At 69.9% G+C, this 15,315-nt stretch carries 14 protein-coding genes; 7 read left to right on the forward strand and 7 right to left on the reverse strand.

The features are described from left to right. Positions 1 to 8 precede the first annotated feature (8 nt). Entirely contained in the window at positions 9 to 2,963 is a 2,955-nt protein-coding gene (locus ACX93N_RS03315; protein WP_459426969.1) for an insulinase family protein, read from the forward strand. Here ACX93N_RS03315 and ACX93N_RS03320 read toward each other — a convergent pair. The 4 genes from ACX93N_RS03320 to ACX93N_RS03335 all read right to left on the reverse strand — a co-directional run bounded on the left by ACX93N_RS03320 (position 2,960) and on the right by ACX93N_RS03335 (position 5,213). Then, a complete protein-coding gene (locus tag ACX93N_RS03320; protein ID WP_459426970.1) occupies positions 2,960 to 3,454 on the reverse strand; it encodes a C39 family peptidase in 495 nt (164 codons plus the stop codon). The genes ACX93N_RS03315 and ACX93N_RS03320 overlap by 4 nt on opposite strands. A 95-nt stretch (positions 3,455 to 3,549) precedes the next feature. Further along, a complete protein-coding gene (locus ACX93N_RS03325; RefSeq protein ID WP_459426971.1) occupies positions 3,550 to 3,855 on the reverse strand; it encodes a hypothetical protein in 306 nt (101 codons plus the stop codon). A gap of 63 nt (positions 3,856 to 3,918) precedes the next feature. Continuing rightward, positions 3,919 to 4,266 (reverse strand): hypothetical protein, encoded by a 348-nt coding sequence (locus ACX93N_RS03330; protein WP_459426972.1) that lies wholly within the window; start codon positions 4,264 to 4,266, stop codon positions 3,919 to 3,921. Between the two features lie 26 nt (positions 4,267 to 4,292). Next, positions 4,293 to 5,213, reverse strand: coding sequence for a hypothetical protein (locus ACX93N_RS03335; RefSeq protein ID WP_459426973.1), 921 nt, complete (start codon positions 5,211 to 5,213; stop codon positions 4,293 to 4,295). A gap of 91 nt (positions 5,214 to 5,304) precedes the next feature. On the opposite strand from ACX93N_RS03335, the gene ACX93N_RS03340 reads away from it, so the two are divergent. Continuing rightward, complete coding sequence (locus tag ACX93N_RS03340; protein ID WP_459426974.1) at positions 5,305 to 5,949, forward strand: type II secretion system protein GspG; 645 nt, start codon at positions 5,305 to 5,307, stop codon at positions 5,947 to 5,949. 3 nt (positions 5,950 to 5,952) lie between these two features. Here ACX93N_RS03340 and ACX93N_RS03345 read toward each other — a convergent pair whose 3' ends face one another. Both ACX93N_RS03345 and ACX93N_RS03350 read right to left on the reverse strand, forming a co-directional pair. After that, the gene (locus tag ACX93N_RS03345; protein WP_459426975.1) at positions 5,953 to 7,686 is read right to left on the reverse strand and encodes an SLC13 family permease; all 1,734 of its coding nucleotides are present in this window, start codon (positions 7,684 to 7,686) and stop codon (positions 5,953 to 5,955) included. Between the two features lie 91 nt (positions 7,687 to 7,777). Next, the gene (locus ACX93N_RS03350) at positions 7,778 to 9,043 is read right to left on the reverse strand and encodes an MgtC/SapB family protein (protein ID WP_459426976.1); all 1,266 of its coding nucleotides are present in this window, start codon (positions 9,041 to 9,043) and stop codon (positions 7,778 to 7,780) included. Between the two features lie 119 nt (positions 9,044 to 9,162). Here ACX93N_RS03350 and ACX93N_RS03355 point away from each other — a divergent pair, with 119 nt between their 5' ends. From ACX93N_RS03355 to ACX93N_RS03370, 4 genes are all read left to right on the forward strand, one after another. Then, on the forward strand, positions 9,163 to 9,534 hold the full coding sequence (locus tag ACX93N_RS03355) for a VOC family protein (protein WP_459426977.1): 372 nt from the start codon (positions 9,163 to 9,165) through the stop codon (positions 9,532 to 9,534). Positions 9,535 to 9,647: 113 nt separating this feature from the next. Beyond that, positions 9,648 to 10,832 carry a hydroxymethylglutaryl-CoA reductase gene (locus ACX93N_RS03360; RefSeq protein WP_459426978.1) on the forward strand — a complete coding sequence of 395 codons (1,185 nt, stop codon included), beginning with the start codon at positions 9,648 to 9,650 and terminating at the stop codon, positions 10,830 to 10,832. A gap of 78 nt (positions 10,833 to 10,910) precedes the next feature. Further along, positions 10,911 to 11,321, forward strand: a complete 411-nt coding sequence (locus ACX93N_RS03365; protein WP_459426979.1) for a hypothetical protein — start codon at positions 10,911 to 10,913, stop codon at positions 11,319 to 11,321. A 34-nt stretch (positions 11,322 to 11,355) separates the two neighbouring features. Next, on the forward strand, positions 11,356 to 12,327 hold the full coding sequence (locus ACX93N_RS03370; RefSeq protein WP_459426980.1) for an MBL fold metallo-hydrolase: 972 nt from the start codon (positions 11,356 to 11,358) through the stop codon (positions 12,325 to 12,327). Positions 12,328 to 12,384: 57 nt separating this feature from the next. Here ACX93N_RS03370 and ACX93N_RS03375 read toward each other — a convergent pair whose 3' ends face one another. After that, positions 12,385 to 14,253, reverse strand: a complete 1,869-nt coding sequence (locus ACX93N_RS03375; RefSeq protein ID WP_459426981.1) for an outer membrane protein assembly factor BamB family protein — start codon at positions 14,251 to 14,253, stop codon at positions 12,385 to 12,387. Positions 14,254 to 14,367: 114 nt separating this feature from the next. Between ACX93N_RS03375 and ACX93N_RS03380 the strand changes: the two genes are divergently transcribed. Next, positions 14,368 to 15,291 (forward strand): alpha/beta hydrolase, encoded by a 924-nt coding sequence (locus ACX93N_RS03380; protein WP_459426982.1) that lies wholly within the window; start codon positions 14,368 to 14,370, stop codon positions 15,289 to 15,291. Positions 15,292 to 15,315 lie beyond the last annotated feature (24 nt).

The raw sequence follows: 15,315 nt of genomic DNA on the forward strand, positions 1-15,315 counted from the left end.
GGAGCGCCATGAACATTGCAGAGACCCGCCGCCCGGTCGCACACCCGGCCTTCGAGGGTGTCCGGGAAGCCCGCATCCCCGCCCTCAACCTGACCGTGCAGCACTTCGTGCACCGGGAGACCGGCGCGCTGCACTACCACCTCGCCACGGACAACCCGGAAAATGTTTTCCTGGTCGCCTTCCGCACCGTGCCCGAGGATTCCACCGGCGTCGCCCACATCCTCGAGCACACCGCGCTTTGCGGCAGCGAGCGCTACCCGGTGCGCGACCCGTTCTTCATGATGCTCCGGCGTTCGCTGAATACCTTCATGAACGCCTTTACCAGTTCGGACTGGACCGCCTACCCCTTCGCCAGCCAGAACCGGAAGGACTTCGCGAATCTCCTCGACGTCTACCTGGACGCGGCCTTCTTCTCCCGCCTGGACCCGCTGGACTTCGCCCAGGAAGGGCACCGGGTGGAGTTCGCCGAGCCCGACGACCCGTCGACGGACCTCGTCTACCGCGGCGTGGTGTACAACGAGATGAAGGGCGCCATGAGTTCGCCGGTCGCCACGCTTTGGCAGACGCTCTGCGAGCACCTGTTCCCGACCAGTACCTACCACTACAACTCCGGCGGTGACCCGGCCGACATCCCCTCGCTGAGCTACGAGCAGCTGACAGCCTTCTATCGCAGCCATTACCACCCGTCGAACGCGATCTTCATGACCTTTGGTGACATCCCGGCCGAGGAGCACCAGGCCGTGTTCGAGGAGCGCGCCCTCAGCCGCTTCGAGAAGCTCGACGAGACTGTCGCCGTCACCGCGGAGCAGCGCTTCACGGCGCCAAAGCGGGTGAACGCACCCTATGCCTACGACGAGGGTGACGACCTCGCCGGCAAGACCCACGTGGTCCTCGGCTGGATGCTCGGCGAAAGCGCGGATCTCGAAGCCATGCTGGAGGCACAGCTGCTCACGAGCGTGCTGCTGGAGAACAGCGCTTCGCCGCTGCAGCACGCGCTCGAAACCACCGACCTCGGCAGCGCCCCCTCGCCGCTCTGCGGGCTCGAGGATGGCATGCGCGAAATGGTCTTCTGCTGCGGCATCGAGGGCAGCGAAGCGGAACACGCCGACGCCATCGAGGCCCTGGTGCTGGATACCCTCGAGCGGGTTGCGCGGGAGGGCGTTCCCCAGGACCAGGTGGAAGCGGTGCTGCACCAGCTCGAGCTGCACCAGCGGGAGGTTGGCGGCGACGGCTTCCCCTACGGTCTCAGCCTCATGATGCAGGCCATCGGCAGCGCTACCCACTACAGCGACCCCATCGCCGTGCTGGATCTCGAGCCGGCGCTGGAAACGCTGCGGGACAGGATCGGCGATCCCGGCTACCTGCCGGCCCTTGCCCGGCGCCTGCTCCTCGACAACCCGCACCGCGTCACCCTGGTAATGACGCCGGACCCGGAGCTGTCCGCCCGCCGGGACGAGGAAGAAAAGGCGCGCCTGGCAACCCGGCGCGCAGCGCTCGATGCCGCCGGCGAAGAGGCCGTGATCGAGCGCGCCGCCGCCCTGAAGGCACGGCAGGCGGCCGACGACGATGCCAGCCTGCTGCCGAAGGTCACCCTCGAGGACGTGCCGGCAGAGCTGCCGCGCCTGGCCTATCGCGAGGACGAGGCGGCCGGGCTGCCGGTCACCACCTATGAAACGGCCACCAACGGGCTGGTGTACCAGCAACTGGTGGCGCCACTGCCGGACCTGGACGACGAGGAGCTGGCCCTGCTGCCGCACTATACGGGCACGGCGACGGAGCTGGGCCTCGGCGGAGCGGACTACCTCGAGACCCAGCACCGCCAGTCGGCGGCCGTCGGCGGCATCAACGTGTACACGAGCATGCGCGGCGATGTCGACGACGCGCAGCAGGTCCGGGCCAGGCTCGTGCTGTCGAGCAAGGCGCTGCAGCGCAAGGCCGATGACCAGCTCGCCCTCATGCGCGACACGCGGGAGGCGCTGCGCTTCGACGAGCTGCCGCGGCTGCGCGAGCTCGTCGCCCAGCAGCGCGCCCGGCGCGAGCAGGCCGTGACCGGGCAGGGGCACAGCCTCGCCATGGCGGCCGCCTGCGCGGGCATGAGCCCCATGGCGCGGCTGCAGCACCGCTCCTCGGGCCTCGCCGGCCTGCGCAGCCTGCGTGCCCTCGACCGGAGCCTCGGCAGCGACAGTGAGCTCCAGGCCTTCGCGGGTCGGCTCGGTCGGCTGCACGAGCGCCTCACGGCAGTGCGCCCGGAGTTGCTGACGGTAACGGAGCCGGGCAGCCGGGAGGAACTGCTCGACGCGGCCCGGCTGCTCGACGCCGCCCTGCCGGCGACGACGAGCCACGGCCTTGCCCTGGCCCCGGTGCAGGAACGCCGCGGCGAGTGCTGGTTGACCAATACGCAGGTGAATTTCTGCGCGCGGGCCTATCCGACGGTGCCCGTGGGGCACCCGGATGCGGCCGCTCTCACGGTGCTCGCGGCCTACCTGCGCAACGGCTTCCTGCACCGGGCGATCCGCGAGCAGGGCGGCGCCTACGGCGGCGGCGCCTCCCAGGATTCCAGCATCGCGGCCTTCCGCTTTTTCTCCTATCGCGACCCGCGCCTCTCGGAGACGCTCGACGATTTCGACGCGTCCGTGCGCTGGCTGCAGGAGCGGGCACCGGACCCGGGCGCCCTCGAGGAGGCGATCCTCGGCGTGATCGCCAGCTTCGACAAGCCCGGCTCACCGGCCGGTGAGGCGCGGCAGGACTTCCACAACCGCCGCTTCGGCCGCAGCCACGAGCGCCGCATGGCCTTCCGCCAGCAGGTGCTGGCGGTCACCCACGACGACCTCCTCCGCGTCACCTCCGAATACCTGGTGCCGGAGCGCGCCAGCACCGCGATCATCACGGGTGCCGCGCAGCGTGACACGACCGCGGAACTGCGGGAGCGCCTGGACCTTGCGCTCTGCGAGCTCCGCGACTAGGGCGGGCGCAGGCGCGGCAGCGGACGGCGCAGGCCGAAATAATCCGCCGCGACCGGCGCCCCGGCCGGCGCCGCCAGAAGCAGCAGGCGTCCCCGTCCATCCTCAGCGAGGAAGTCGCGCTCGAAGACCGCGCGCGGCACCCGGACATTGCCCCGCGCGGGGTCGGCCAGCTCCACGGCATCAGGCGAGATGCCGCGCAGCACCGCGAAATGCGGCTGCCCCCGCGGCGCCAGCCACGCGATAGCCGGCGCCCGCAGCGCATTCAGCGCACCGGGGCTGACCGCAACGCCGCGCGCGGCGAACCCGCGCGCTTCCGCCAGGCCCGCAAGCGCGCCGAGGGACACGCCCTGGCGAAGCAGGCCCTCGCTGCCCGCGGTCGTCAGCAGCGCATCGAGGAGTTCCGCCTCGCTCGTCGGTTGCAGGAAGTAGTGGGTAAGCACCGTCGCCAGGGCCGCGGTGCCGCAGCTGAAGTCGCGCTGCTGGCGCACCACGCCGGCATCGCGCCGGGCGACCCAGCTCTCGAAGGCGACCGCAGCGGGCGGCCCGCCGGGGAACGCCAGCGCCAGGACGGCGCCCGCCGCCAGCGTCAGCCGCGGGCCAGACCCTCGACGGCGTTGCCGGTGCCGGCGTCCGCCGGTTCGCGTGTTGCCCAGCGGTGGGCAAGGACGGCGCAGGTGATACTGCCCACACCGAACGCGCCTGCGAACACCGCGAGGCATGCCATGCCAGCCACCGGCTGGCCGGACAGGAAACACAGGATCGCGGCGCAGGGCAGCGCCGAGAGGTAGATAAGGCTCGTGCCGAAACAGTAGCGCCAGTAGAAATCGCGCCGCGCCCGATAGGCGACCTCTCGTTCCCGCGCTTCGATCAACTCTCTCAGGGGGTGTTTCATCGGCGCGCCTCCAGGGGCCATGGGTTGCCGTTGAGCCGCGGCCCCGGGGGCCGCGGAGTCGTTTCACTGTAGGTTCGTGGAGCTTGCCGCGCAACTCGGGCACCCTCCACTCGCGGCCGCGTAGTTGGGAACGTACACGCCCCAGAAGTACGCCGACAGGGCAAGGTCGGCGCCGACGACGCCGAACACGAAGGCGGGCAGCCACTGCCCTTTAGTAGCGTCCAGTTCCGTGGCTGTCAACGCCTTGACCGCCCCGGGGGCAAGACCGGCAAAGGACGCCTGCAGCGGATCCGCCGCCTTCGCGGGACCGGCGGCCGCGGTAGTCGCCATCACACCGAGACTGCCGGCGACAAGCAGGGAATAAAGCGGATTGGTTCGTTTTTTCATCGCATGATCCTCCATGATCATCATTGGGCATCCCGGGCGGTCGCCCGGGGTCAGAACTCCTGTAAAAGTTCGATGGACAGCGAACCGTCACCGTCGGCTGCACCCAGCGGCAGCCAGCCGCGAAGGAAGACCGTCCCGCGCGTCCAGGGACTCACGGCCAGGCCGGCGTCCACGGTCGTACGCAGGCGTGTTCCACCCACGGCGTGCCCGGCGAGACGGTCCGGCTCGCGGCGCTGGATGCCGAAGCCGCCGATGAGCGTGACCCGGTCGTTGACGGCAAAGTTCACGGCGGCATCGGCGGAGAAGCGGTCACCGGGACGGCGGCGGCCGAGAGCACTGTCCCGGGAAATATCCCGGCGGTAGCGAGCGGCGAGGGAGAGCACGACCGGGTCCAGAGGACGGTACCAGGTTGCTCCCAGGCTGCCGCCGGCACCACGCCGCCAGCCCTGCTCCGCCCCCAGGGGCCGGCCGAGCGCGGCGATACGCGCGTCGAGCAGCAGCGAGCCCCCGGCACCGCGAGCCGCCAGCCAGTTGGCGCCGAGCACGAGCTGCTCGCCGCTGCCCGCGCCCGCGAACTGCGCATCGACGTCCCAGCGCAGCGTGCTGCGCTGGTACTGCGCATTCACCTCCAGGCGTGAGGTCAGGCCGTAGCGAAGGCCGAGCACCGCCTGCTCCACCGCCAGTTCACGCCAGGCGAGCGTCGGCCCGCCCGCGCCGGGGCGGAGCACGGGCTCCCGGTGGCTGGCGCGACTGCCGCTGAGGGTTGCCGTCACGCGGCGTTCGCTGACGAGGAGCGCCTCGATGTTGAGCGGCAGCTGCGCCCGCGCCGACGCGGACAAGCCGCCGGCGAGCAGGCCGAGGGCCAGTAGTAGCATCGGTCGCGTTGCTGGCGCCATGGCGCATTCCTCCCGGTAGCCGTCCATGCCAGCATCGCAGTCCCCGGCGTTGAGGTGGACGCCCGTTGCGTCCACTGTTCAGCCCTTTTTGCGCAGGCTTGCCGATGCCGGACGCGGGTTCCATACTGCGCGCCCGCACGCCCGAATACCCGCTGCTGGAGGTCTCATGCGACTGCCCCCGACCCTTCTCCTTACCGTCACCCTGCTCGCCGGCTGTGCCTCGCTGCAGCAGGAGGCACAGGACGCCGTCATTGCGGCGCTGCCCTCCCCCCACGGCACGAGCTTCAGCGACCTGCGCCAGTATCCCGGCGCGGTTGTCTGCGGGCGCTACACGGCGCCGGATCTCGAGGGCCTGCGCACAGAGACCCACGATTTCATCTATACGGGCGGCACCGCCTACCGCCGCCCGAGCGCGCAGCAGCTGGCTCTCTTCTGTACCACGGAGCCTGCGGCCGCACTTGAGCGGGAACTCGGCATGGGACCCTGGGAGAACGGCAGCGGAGCACTCGGCAGGATTCACGCGGATCTGCGCGCCCTCAGCGACGCCATCGCCGCCCATGCTGCGGCAGAAGGTGACGTCCCCTTCGGCAGCCTGGAGGAACTGGTACCGCCGTCGGGCGCGTTTCTCCCGGCACTGCCCAAGGACCCCTGGGGCAACGCCTATCGCTACGAGGTCGGGCTCGGCGGACGCTCGCAGCGCGACTACCGTCTCTACACCCTGGGCGCGGACAACCGCCCGGGCGGCACCGGTGCCGACGCGGACGTGGGGCGTGAGCACCTGCCCTACCTGGACCGCCTCGCGCGGCTCTGAACCTCAGGCGGGCTGCAGGGGAAAGAACACCGGCAACAGCACGAGGACCGTGGCCGAATAGGCCAGCGTGACCGGAAAGCCGAAGCGCAGGTAGTCGACGAAGGCATAGCTGCCGAGGTTCTGCACCATCAGGTTCGTGGTGTAGCCATAGGGGGTGAGGAAGCTCGCGCTGGCGCCGAAAGCCACGGCGAGGGCAAAGGGTGTCGGGTCCAGTCCGTAGCTGACGGCCAGACCATAGGCGACAGGAAAGGCGAGGGCCGCGGCGGCGTTGTTGGTCATGGCCTCGGTCATCACGAGCGTGCCAAGGTAAACCCCGGCGAGGGCAATGAGCGGCCCGCGCCCGGCCACGGCGCCGTGCAGACCGTCGGCCAGCAGTGCCACCAGCCCGGTATTGGTCAGGGCCTGCGACAGGGTGAGGGCCGAGGCGATGATCAGCCAGAGACCGAAGGGGAAGCGACGGCGCAGCTCGCTCGCCCGCACGATCTTCAGCCCGACCATGGCCATGAGCAGGAGCGCGAGGCTCTTGATGAGCGGAACCAGTTCCAGCGCGGCGAGGGCCACCGCGAGCAGCAGGCCCGCGCTCATGAACAGGTCCTGCCAGGGCCGCGTGGGCCGGCTCAGCGCGTTCTGATCCACCACCAGGAAGTTCTTGTCGACATTGCGCCGGGAGGCGAAATCCGCACCGACGGCAAGCATGAGGCTGTCGCCGGCCTGGAGGGTGATGCTGCCGAGCTTGCCCGACAGGCGCTTGCCGCCCCGCCGCAGCCCGACCACCGCCGCATCGAAGAGCGAGCGGAACCCACTGTCCTTGATGGTGCGACCTTCCACCGTGGCGCCGGGCAGGAGAATCACCTCGGTGAGATTCCCGCGCAGCAGGCCCTCTTCCACCGCGAAGAGTGAAAGCCCCGGGAAGCGCTCGAGCACCTTCAGCCGGGCTATATCGCCGGAGAAAATCAGCTTGTCGCCGGCCTCGATGTATTCCTGGGGCGACACGGGGGAGATGAGGTGGTCGCCGCGAACGATCTCTACCAGGAAGAGGTCCTCCAGTTCCCGCAGGCCGTTCTCGGCGATGCTCCTGCCCACGAGGGTGGAAGCCGCCCCGACCTCCGCCTCCACGAGGTACTCGTCCATGCGCACCGCCTCCCGGCGGTGCGACGGCAGCAGCCGGGAGGCCAGCAGGATCACCAGCAATCCGACCAGGGCTGCGCAGCCCCCGACCGGCAGGAAGGCGAAGAAAGGCAGTCCCTCCCCGCTGACGTCCTCGAGGAAGCTGCTCACGATCAGGTTGGTGGACGTGCCGATGAGGGTCGTGGTGCCGCCGAGAATCGCCGCGTAGGACAGCGGCATGAGCAGCCGCGACGGCAGGTGTTCGCGGCTGGCACGCACTGTGTGAGCCAGCGTCGCCACCACCGCGGTGTTGTTGACGAACGCCGAAAACAGGCCCGTCACCGTGCACAGGCGCAGGAGACTGCGGTGATAGCTTCCGTTGACGAGTCGCGTGGACAGGCGTTCGAGCCAGCTCAGTTTTTCAAGGCCCACGGAGACGAGGAGCAGGAGCACCAGCGTCACGAGCCCGGTGTTGGACGCCTTGTCGAGGAGCTGCGCGGTATCGACGAGGCCGAGGAGGTAGGCAAGCGCCATGGCGCCGGTGAACAGCGCGACGGGTTTGACGCTGGTGAACAGGAGACCGGTGAAAAGGCACAGGAAGATGGCGGCGATCGCGACTTGCTCGAGCATACGACCCGTGACCCTGGGAGGAGCGCCAAGGATACGCGGGGACCGCACCGCGGCTCAAGGAGAGGAACTGCCGGCGCCGGCACGCTCGGGCTCATGACCCCAGCAGTGGCAGCGCCGCCGCAACGCCCACACAGCTGCTGGCGAGCAGCACCGTGCCCACCCGCAGGCCCAGGGAGCGGCCGCCGAGCACCCAGGCCAGGACACCCTTGGCCGCGTTGTTGGCGGCCGCCGCCAGCAGCATGGCGAAGGCCGCCACCTCGGTGGCGAGCTCGCCGCTGCTCATGCGCGCGAGGGAGAGGGTGATCGCGTCGACATCGGTGATCCCCGAGGCCGCAGCCAGTGCGATCACGCCGCCCTCGCCGAACGCCTGCCGCAGGGCCTCGCCCAGCAGCATGATGAGCGCGAGCAGCGCACCGAAAGCGAGCGCCGCCCGCCACTCGAAAGGGTTCTTCAGCGGCGACGGCAGATCCACGCGGGCATGGCGGGCGCGGCGCCAGTAGAAACCGATGGGCAGGTAGACCACCAGGCCCATGGCGAGGGCGGGCAGTGCGAGCTGCTCGAGAAGTGAAGGGTTGAGAAGCGTTGCCACCAGCAGCATGCGCGGCAGCATGGTGCCGCAGGCGAGGAGCACCCCGCTGGCCAGCGCGGGCACGGCGGCGTCGTTGCCGCGCGCGGCCCGCGACAGCTGCAGCGTGAGCGCCGTGGAGGAGGCGATCCCCCCAGCGAGACCGGTGACCAGCAGGCCCCGGCGCGTTCCCGCGATGCGCACCGCAAAATAGCCGACGAAGGAGATGCCCGCGATGAGGATGACCATCCACCAGATCGCGTGCGGATTGAGTGCCTGCCAGGGCCCGAAGCCCCGGTCCGGCAGCACCGGCAGCACGACCACCGTGAGCAGGAGCATGAGGATACCGGCGCGCAGTTCCTTCAGTTCCAGCGTGCCGAGCCAGCGGTGCAGCGTCGGCTTGTAGCTGAGGAGCAGCGTCGCCACCACCGCCGCAGCGGCGGCCAGGCCCGCCTGCCCCCGGGTCGCCAGGGCGCCGAGAAGAAAGACGAGCAGCCCGGCCGCCAGGCTGGTGATACTGATATCCGGTGTGTGCAGTGCTTCCACCACGTGGGCGACGGTCAGCGTGGCCACCAGCCCCAGGAACACCAGGCCGAGGAGGAGCGCACCACCCTCCCCTGTCAGCAGTCCCGCGGCGCCCCCCAGGAGACCGATGAGCCCGAAGGTACGCACCCCGGCGACACGGCCGCCATCGGGGGCCGAGCGCTGCTGCCAGCCGCGCTCGGCGCCGAAGAGCAGGCCGATCCCGAGCGCTACCGCGAGGTGGAAGAAATCCGGATCCATGCTTTCCATGGCTGCAGTCTCCCGCCCGCGGGCGCCCAAGTCCATGGGCCGGGCGCCGGCGCTGCTTTTTGCGCTAGACTGTGCCGCGCGGGAGTGAGCCCGGACCGACAACAACAGGAGAATAGCGGATGATTGGATATGTGACCCTCGGCGTGAAGGACATGGACGCCGCCAAGGCTTTCTATGGCAGCCTCCTCGCCGACCTTGGCGCCAGGGTACTCTTCGACATGGACCGTATTGCCATGATCGGCACCAGCATGGATGAACCCATGGTGGCCGTCTGCGTCCCCTACGACGGCGAACCCGCGCACCCCGGCAACGGCAATATGGTCGCCATCAAGGCCGGCAGCAAGGAAAACGTCGACAAGCTCTACCGCAAGGCCCTCGAGCTGGGCGCCAGCTGCGACGGGGAGCCCGGCCAGCGCATCCCGGACATGTTCTACGGCGCCTACGTGCGCGACCCGGACGGCAACAAGATCGCCTTCTTCGTCTTCGGCTGAAGCCTCCGGCCCGGCGCCGTCGGCGCCGGGTAGCACGGCCGGCCGCAGCCACCGCGGCGGCACGGCGCAGGACACGGCCCAAACCCCCCAGCAGGACACAGCAGGAGGACCCTGTGAGCAAACGCATCCCCCGCTCCGCAGACAACGACTACAGCGACGAAATCATCGCCGAGCGCCAGGCCTTCATCGAGGCCAACACACCGGCGCGCCTCGAGCACACCCGGCGCTACTCTTTCGAGCCGCCGGAAATGGCGGGCAATATCGAGAACCTGTTCGGCGTGGCCCAGGTCCCCATCGGGCTCGCCGGCCCGCTGCTGGTCAATGGCGAACACGCGCAGGGGGAATTCTACGTCCCCATGGCCACCGTCGAGGGCACCATGCTGGCCAGCTACAACCGCGGCATGAAGGTTATCCGCGAGGCCGGTGGTGTCACCACTACCGTTGCCGGCGAGGCCATGCAGCGGGCGCCGTGCTTCGTGTTCCGCGATGCGCGCGATGCCCGCGACTTCGAGCAGTGGCTCGTGGCGCACGAAGACGACATCCGCGCCGTGGCGGAAAGCACCACCTCCGTCGGCAAACTGCGCGAGATCGAGCACTACAACGCGCACAACTTTGTCTTCACGCGCTTCGACTACTCGACGGGCGACGCCGCTGGCCAGAACATGACCAGCCGCGCCACCTTCGTGGCCTGCGAGTGGATCCGGGAGCAGTACCCGAAGCTTAAGAACTACCTCCTGTCCGGCAACTTCGACACGGAAAAGCGTACTTCGGCGGTCAATTCCCTGAAGGGGCGCGGCCGTCGCGTCACCGCGGAGATCACCATCCCCCGCGAGGTACTGGAACGGAACCTGCGTATCACGCCCGAGGCCATGCACTACGGCCAGGGAATCACCACGCTCGCCTCCTTCCTCACCCACTCGTCAAACAATGCGGCGCACCCGGCCAACGGCCTCGCCGCGCTGTACCTGGCGACGGGCCAGGACATCGCCAATATCGGCGAATCCAACCAGTGCACGACCTACAACCGGGTGACCCGGGACGGCGACTATTTCTTCTCCGTGACCCTGCCGGCGCTCATCGTCGCCAGTTACGGCGGCGGCACCAACCTGCCGACGCAGCGCGAGTGCCTGCAGATCATGGACTGCCACGGCAAGGGCAAGGCGCTCAAGCTGGCGGAAATCGCCGCGGGGCTGGTCGTGGCCGGGGAGCTCTCCCTGGGCGCCGCGACCCGGGTCGACAAGGAAACGCGCCAGAACGAGTGGGTCGATGCCCACGAACGCCTCGGGCGCAATCGCTGAGGCCTTTCCTGCCGTGGTTGCAGCGACCGGCGAACGGCGCTAGCTTGGCGGGAACTCGGTCAAGGAGAGGACCGCCGCATGCTCGCTTACACCCTTACTGCCCTCACCGTGGTCGCGGTACTGCTCTATCTCCTGGGCAGAGGCCGCAGCGGCGACAGGGCCCGCCCGAGCCGCCGGTCACCGGCCTCCCAGCAGCACACCGGGCCCTTCGCTGCCGTCTCCGTGGAGCCGGCCGCGATCGCCTGCGATGCGGCGCGGCGCGCTGCCGGCAGGCGCTACCTGCGCGACGAGGCCCCGGGAGTTCCCCTCCGCGACTGCGACGGGCGGCGCTGTGGCTGTCGCCTGCAGACCCACGCGGACCGGCGCCAGTCCGGCACGGACCGGCGCCTCGGCGTCGGCCTGCAGAGCGAGCTCTACCTCACCAGCGGCAACGGGGACCGGCGCGGCGCGCGGCGCGGTCGCCGCAGCACCGACCCGGCACCGGCCTGACTGCGCTGCGCCCGCCTTCGGAAGGAACCGCGCCATGAGCAACAACGCCCTCGGCGTACGCGCCTACCACCATGGGCTCACGGAACTCGGTAACGGCAGCTGGGCGTGGCTGCAACCCGACGGCGGCTGGGGCTGGTCCAATGCGGGCCTGGTCACCGACGGCGACCAGTCACTGCTCGTCGACACCCTCTTCGACCACCGCCTCACCGCCGACATGCTCGCCGCCATGCGCGATGTCACCCCCGCCGCAAGGCAGATCAACCAGCTTGTCAACACGCACGCCAACGGCGATCACTGCAACGGCAATGCGCTGGTCCCCGAGGCGGACATCATCGCCTCGCGCGCCTGTGCGGAGGAAATGCCTCACGAGAGCCCCGCCATGATGCAGGGGCTCCGGGAACAGGCGCCGGCCCTTGGCGAGGTGGGCGAGTTCTTCCTCCACTGCTTCGGCCGCTTCGACTTCGACGGTATCGAGCAGCGCCTGCCAACGCGCACCTTCGAGGGCGAACTCGACCTCGCGGTCGGCGACAAGCATGTACACCTGAAGCAGGTCGGCCCGGCGCACACGGCCGGTGACGTGATTGCCTGGGTCCCCTCGGAGCGCCTTGTCTACACGGGCGACATCCTGTTCATCGAGGGCCATCCCATCCTCTGGGCGGGGCCGGTGCAGAACTGGCTGGACGCCTGCGACCATATCCTGGCCCTGGACCCGGCTCTCGTCGTGCCGGGCCACGGCCCGATCACCGATGCCCGCGGCGTGCGGGCGGTGCGCGACTACCTCGTCTATCTTCGGGACGAGGCCCGCAAGCGCTACGACGCCGGCATGCCGGCGCTGGAGGCAGCGCGGGACATCAACCTCACCGATTACGACAGCTGGGGCGATGCCGAGCGCATCGCCGTCAACGTCACCGTGCTCTACAAGGAGTTCGCGGGCGACACGTCACCGAACGACGTGCTCGCGCTCTTCGGCCTCATGGCGCAGCTGCACCGCGAGCGGCGCCGCTGACAGGCGCTTTCGCCGGAGCTGTTACCGGAGCTTTCGCCGGAGCTGTTACCGGAGCTTTCACCGGGGTTTTTCCGGTGCGTTCACCGGCGCCTTCGGCCCGAACGCCAGCAGGACGTTCCCGGGCATGTGCTCGTAGATGCCGTAGCCGGAATTGACATAGAGCATGCCATCGGCGAAGACCGGCCCGGCCGCGCCTCCGAAGGAGCCGCCCCGCCCCTCGTAGCCGCCGAGGGCCTCGAAGGGGCGAACGGTGTCGAAAGACCAGATCAGCTCGCCGCTCTCCGCGTCGTAGGCGCGCAGCACGCCGTCCATGGCGCCGGCCAGCACCGCGCCCTCGATCGCCGACGCAGGTGCCGAGATGCCCGGCTGGCAGTGCTTGAGCTCCCCGCAGCGGTCCTCGTGAGCGTGGAACCAGACCGTCTCACCGGTGGCCACATCCAGCCGGTACATGCCCGGGCGCGCTTCCCCGGGCCAGCGCGGGCCGCCGTAGAAATCCGACATGGGCACATAGAAGGCATCACCGGCGACCGCCATGCCGAAGTGGACGCCGCCCTGGATACCGCCGCGGCCGAGCTTGCGCTCCCAGAGCACCGCGCCGCCCTTGTCCGGGTCCAGCGCATAGACCTTGCCCGACTTCTGTCCCGCGAGGACCACGTCCCGGCCGTCAGCGGTGCGGGCGACAATCGTCGCCGCGCCGAAGTCATAGTCGGGGCCGTCCTCCTCGGGACAGTTCGCATCCTCCTCGAGCTCGCAGGCGATGTTCCAGGCATCGCCCTCGGTGACCTGGGTCACCCAGGCGATGGCGCCGTCCGACAGGTCCATGGCGATGATGGCGTCGCTGTGACCTTCCGCGGGTGAGGAATAGTTCTCGCCCGTACCCACGTAAAGACGGCCCCGGGCGGGGTCGATGCTCGGCGTGTTCCACACGGGCGCGCCGGAGGGTGCGAGGATCGTCGTCCCGGCGGGGTTCGTGCCAGCCGGCGCGGGCGGCTCGGGGATCGTGTAGGACTTCCAGCGGCGCTCACCGCTGTGGGCATCGTAGCGGACCACCGCGCCGCGGAAGGAGCAGCACTCGTAGCCCGGGTCCGCCGCCGCCGTGACCTCGAGGGAAGACAGGGAAACGTACAGCGCGCCATCGTGGAGCGCCGGGGCGGCAGTGATGGTGAGGCTCGGATGATCGTCCGGGCGATCGCGCCAGATCAGTTCACCGCTGCGCGCATCGATGGCATAGACGTAGCCCACCAGGTCACCGAAATAGAGGTAGGGCCTGGCCGGGTCCGGGTCGGCGACGATGCCGGTGCGCACCTCGGCCACCGTGGGGAACTGCCAGCGCAGGCAGCCGCGCCTCGCATCGAGCGCGACCACGCCACTGCTCTGGCTGCCAAGGTAGACGTTGCCATGCGCGACCGCGGGCTGCGAGCGGGCGCGGATGGCATCCGGAAAGCGCACGGCCCACTTCAGCTCGAGCCTGTCGAGATCCGCGGCGGTCATGCCGGCCAGAGCGGGCGGGAAGTGGCGCTGGTTACCGGCGCTCACGCCCCAGGCACCAACGCGAACGGCGCCGGGCTCGATGACCGGCTGCTCACAGCGCGGGGCGACCGCTTCCGGCACCGCCGCGAGCTCCTGCCCCGAGAGGTACTCGGCAACTGCCTCGCGCTCGCCCCGGCTCAGCGCCGAGGCCTGGGGCTGCATGATGCCCTCTTCCATGGCCGCCAGGATCACCCGGGCCGACATGAGCTGGAGCATGGTTTTCTCCGGTGCTTTCTTGACGGCGCCGCCATGGCAGGCCGCGCAATGGCGCTCGTAGACGTCGGCACCATCCAGCGTTTCGGCCGCCGCCGGCAAAGCCCCGGCGACCAGTGCCGCGGCCAGCAGGCCGGGGCCGCAGCGCCGCCGGAGCCAGGGAGGGGAAAGGGCTGACAACATGGTGGTGTCCTCTTATCGCTGTTCAGTAACCGGCGGCGCTGCCGCGACGCTGGCAGGCTGCGGTACCATGGGTTTTTCCCCGACGCGGACGCCCGACGCGGGCAGAGAGAAGCCATGGCCCTTGACCCGGAAGTCATCCCGCTGCTTGCCCGGCTCGAGCAGGAGGGGTTCCCCGATTTCGAGACGTCGAGCCTCGAGGACCTGCGCGCGGCGTCGGTGTTCCCGCCGGCTGATCCACCGACACCCGTGGGCGCCATCGATGAAAGGTCGGTGCCCGGGCCCGGGGGCGCGATCACGGTGCGCCTCTACGTGCCCGAAGGGCCCGGGCCGCACCCGCTGGTGATGTTCTTCCACGGCGGCGGCTGGGTGGTCGGCAACCTCGACAGCCATGACGAGACCGTACGCCGGCTCTGCGCCGGCAGCGGCGCCGCCTTTGCCTCGGTCGCCTATCGGCTGGCCCCGGAGGCGCCGTTCCCGGCCGCCCTCGAGGATTGCTATGCCGCTACCGCCTGGGCGGCCGAGGTGGCGCCGACCCTCGGCTTCGACCCGGCGCGCATCGCCGTCGCCGGTGACAGCGCCGGCGGCAATCTCGCCGCGGCGCTCTGCCTGCTGGCCCGGGACCGCGGCGGCCCCGCCCTTTGCCACCAGGTGCTGGTCTACCCCGTCGCGGGCGCTGACCTCGATACGGAGTCCTACCGGCGCCACGGCGAGGGCCTGTTCCTCACCCGCAACATGATGCGCTGGTTCCGGGACCAGTACCTGCCGACAGCGGCGGACCGCGAAAACCCCCTGGCGGCACCACTTGCCGGCGACGCCACGGGACTGCCCGGCGCGACCATCCTCACGGCGGAGTACGACCCCCTGCGAGACGACGGCGCTGCCTATGCGAGGCACCTCGAGGCTGCTGGCGTCGCCGTGGCCTACCGCGACTTCCCGGGGATGATCCACGGCTTCCTCGGCATGACCGGTGTCCTCGGCCAGGCGGACACGGCGCAGGCGTGGCTCTGCGCAAGACTGCGCGAGGCCTTCAGCGCCTGAAGCGCACCGCCGGCGGGCTGGCCT

The sequence above is a fragment of the Pseudohaliea sp. genome (assembly GCF_054552115.1).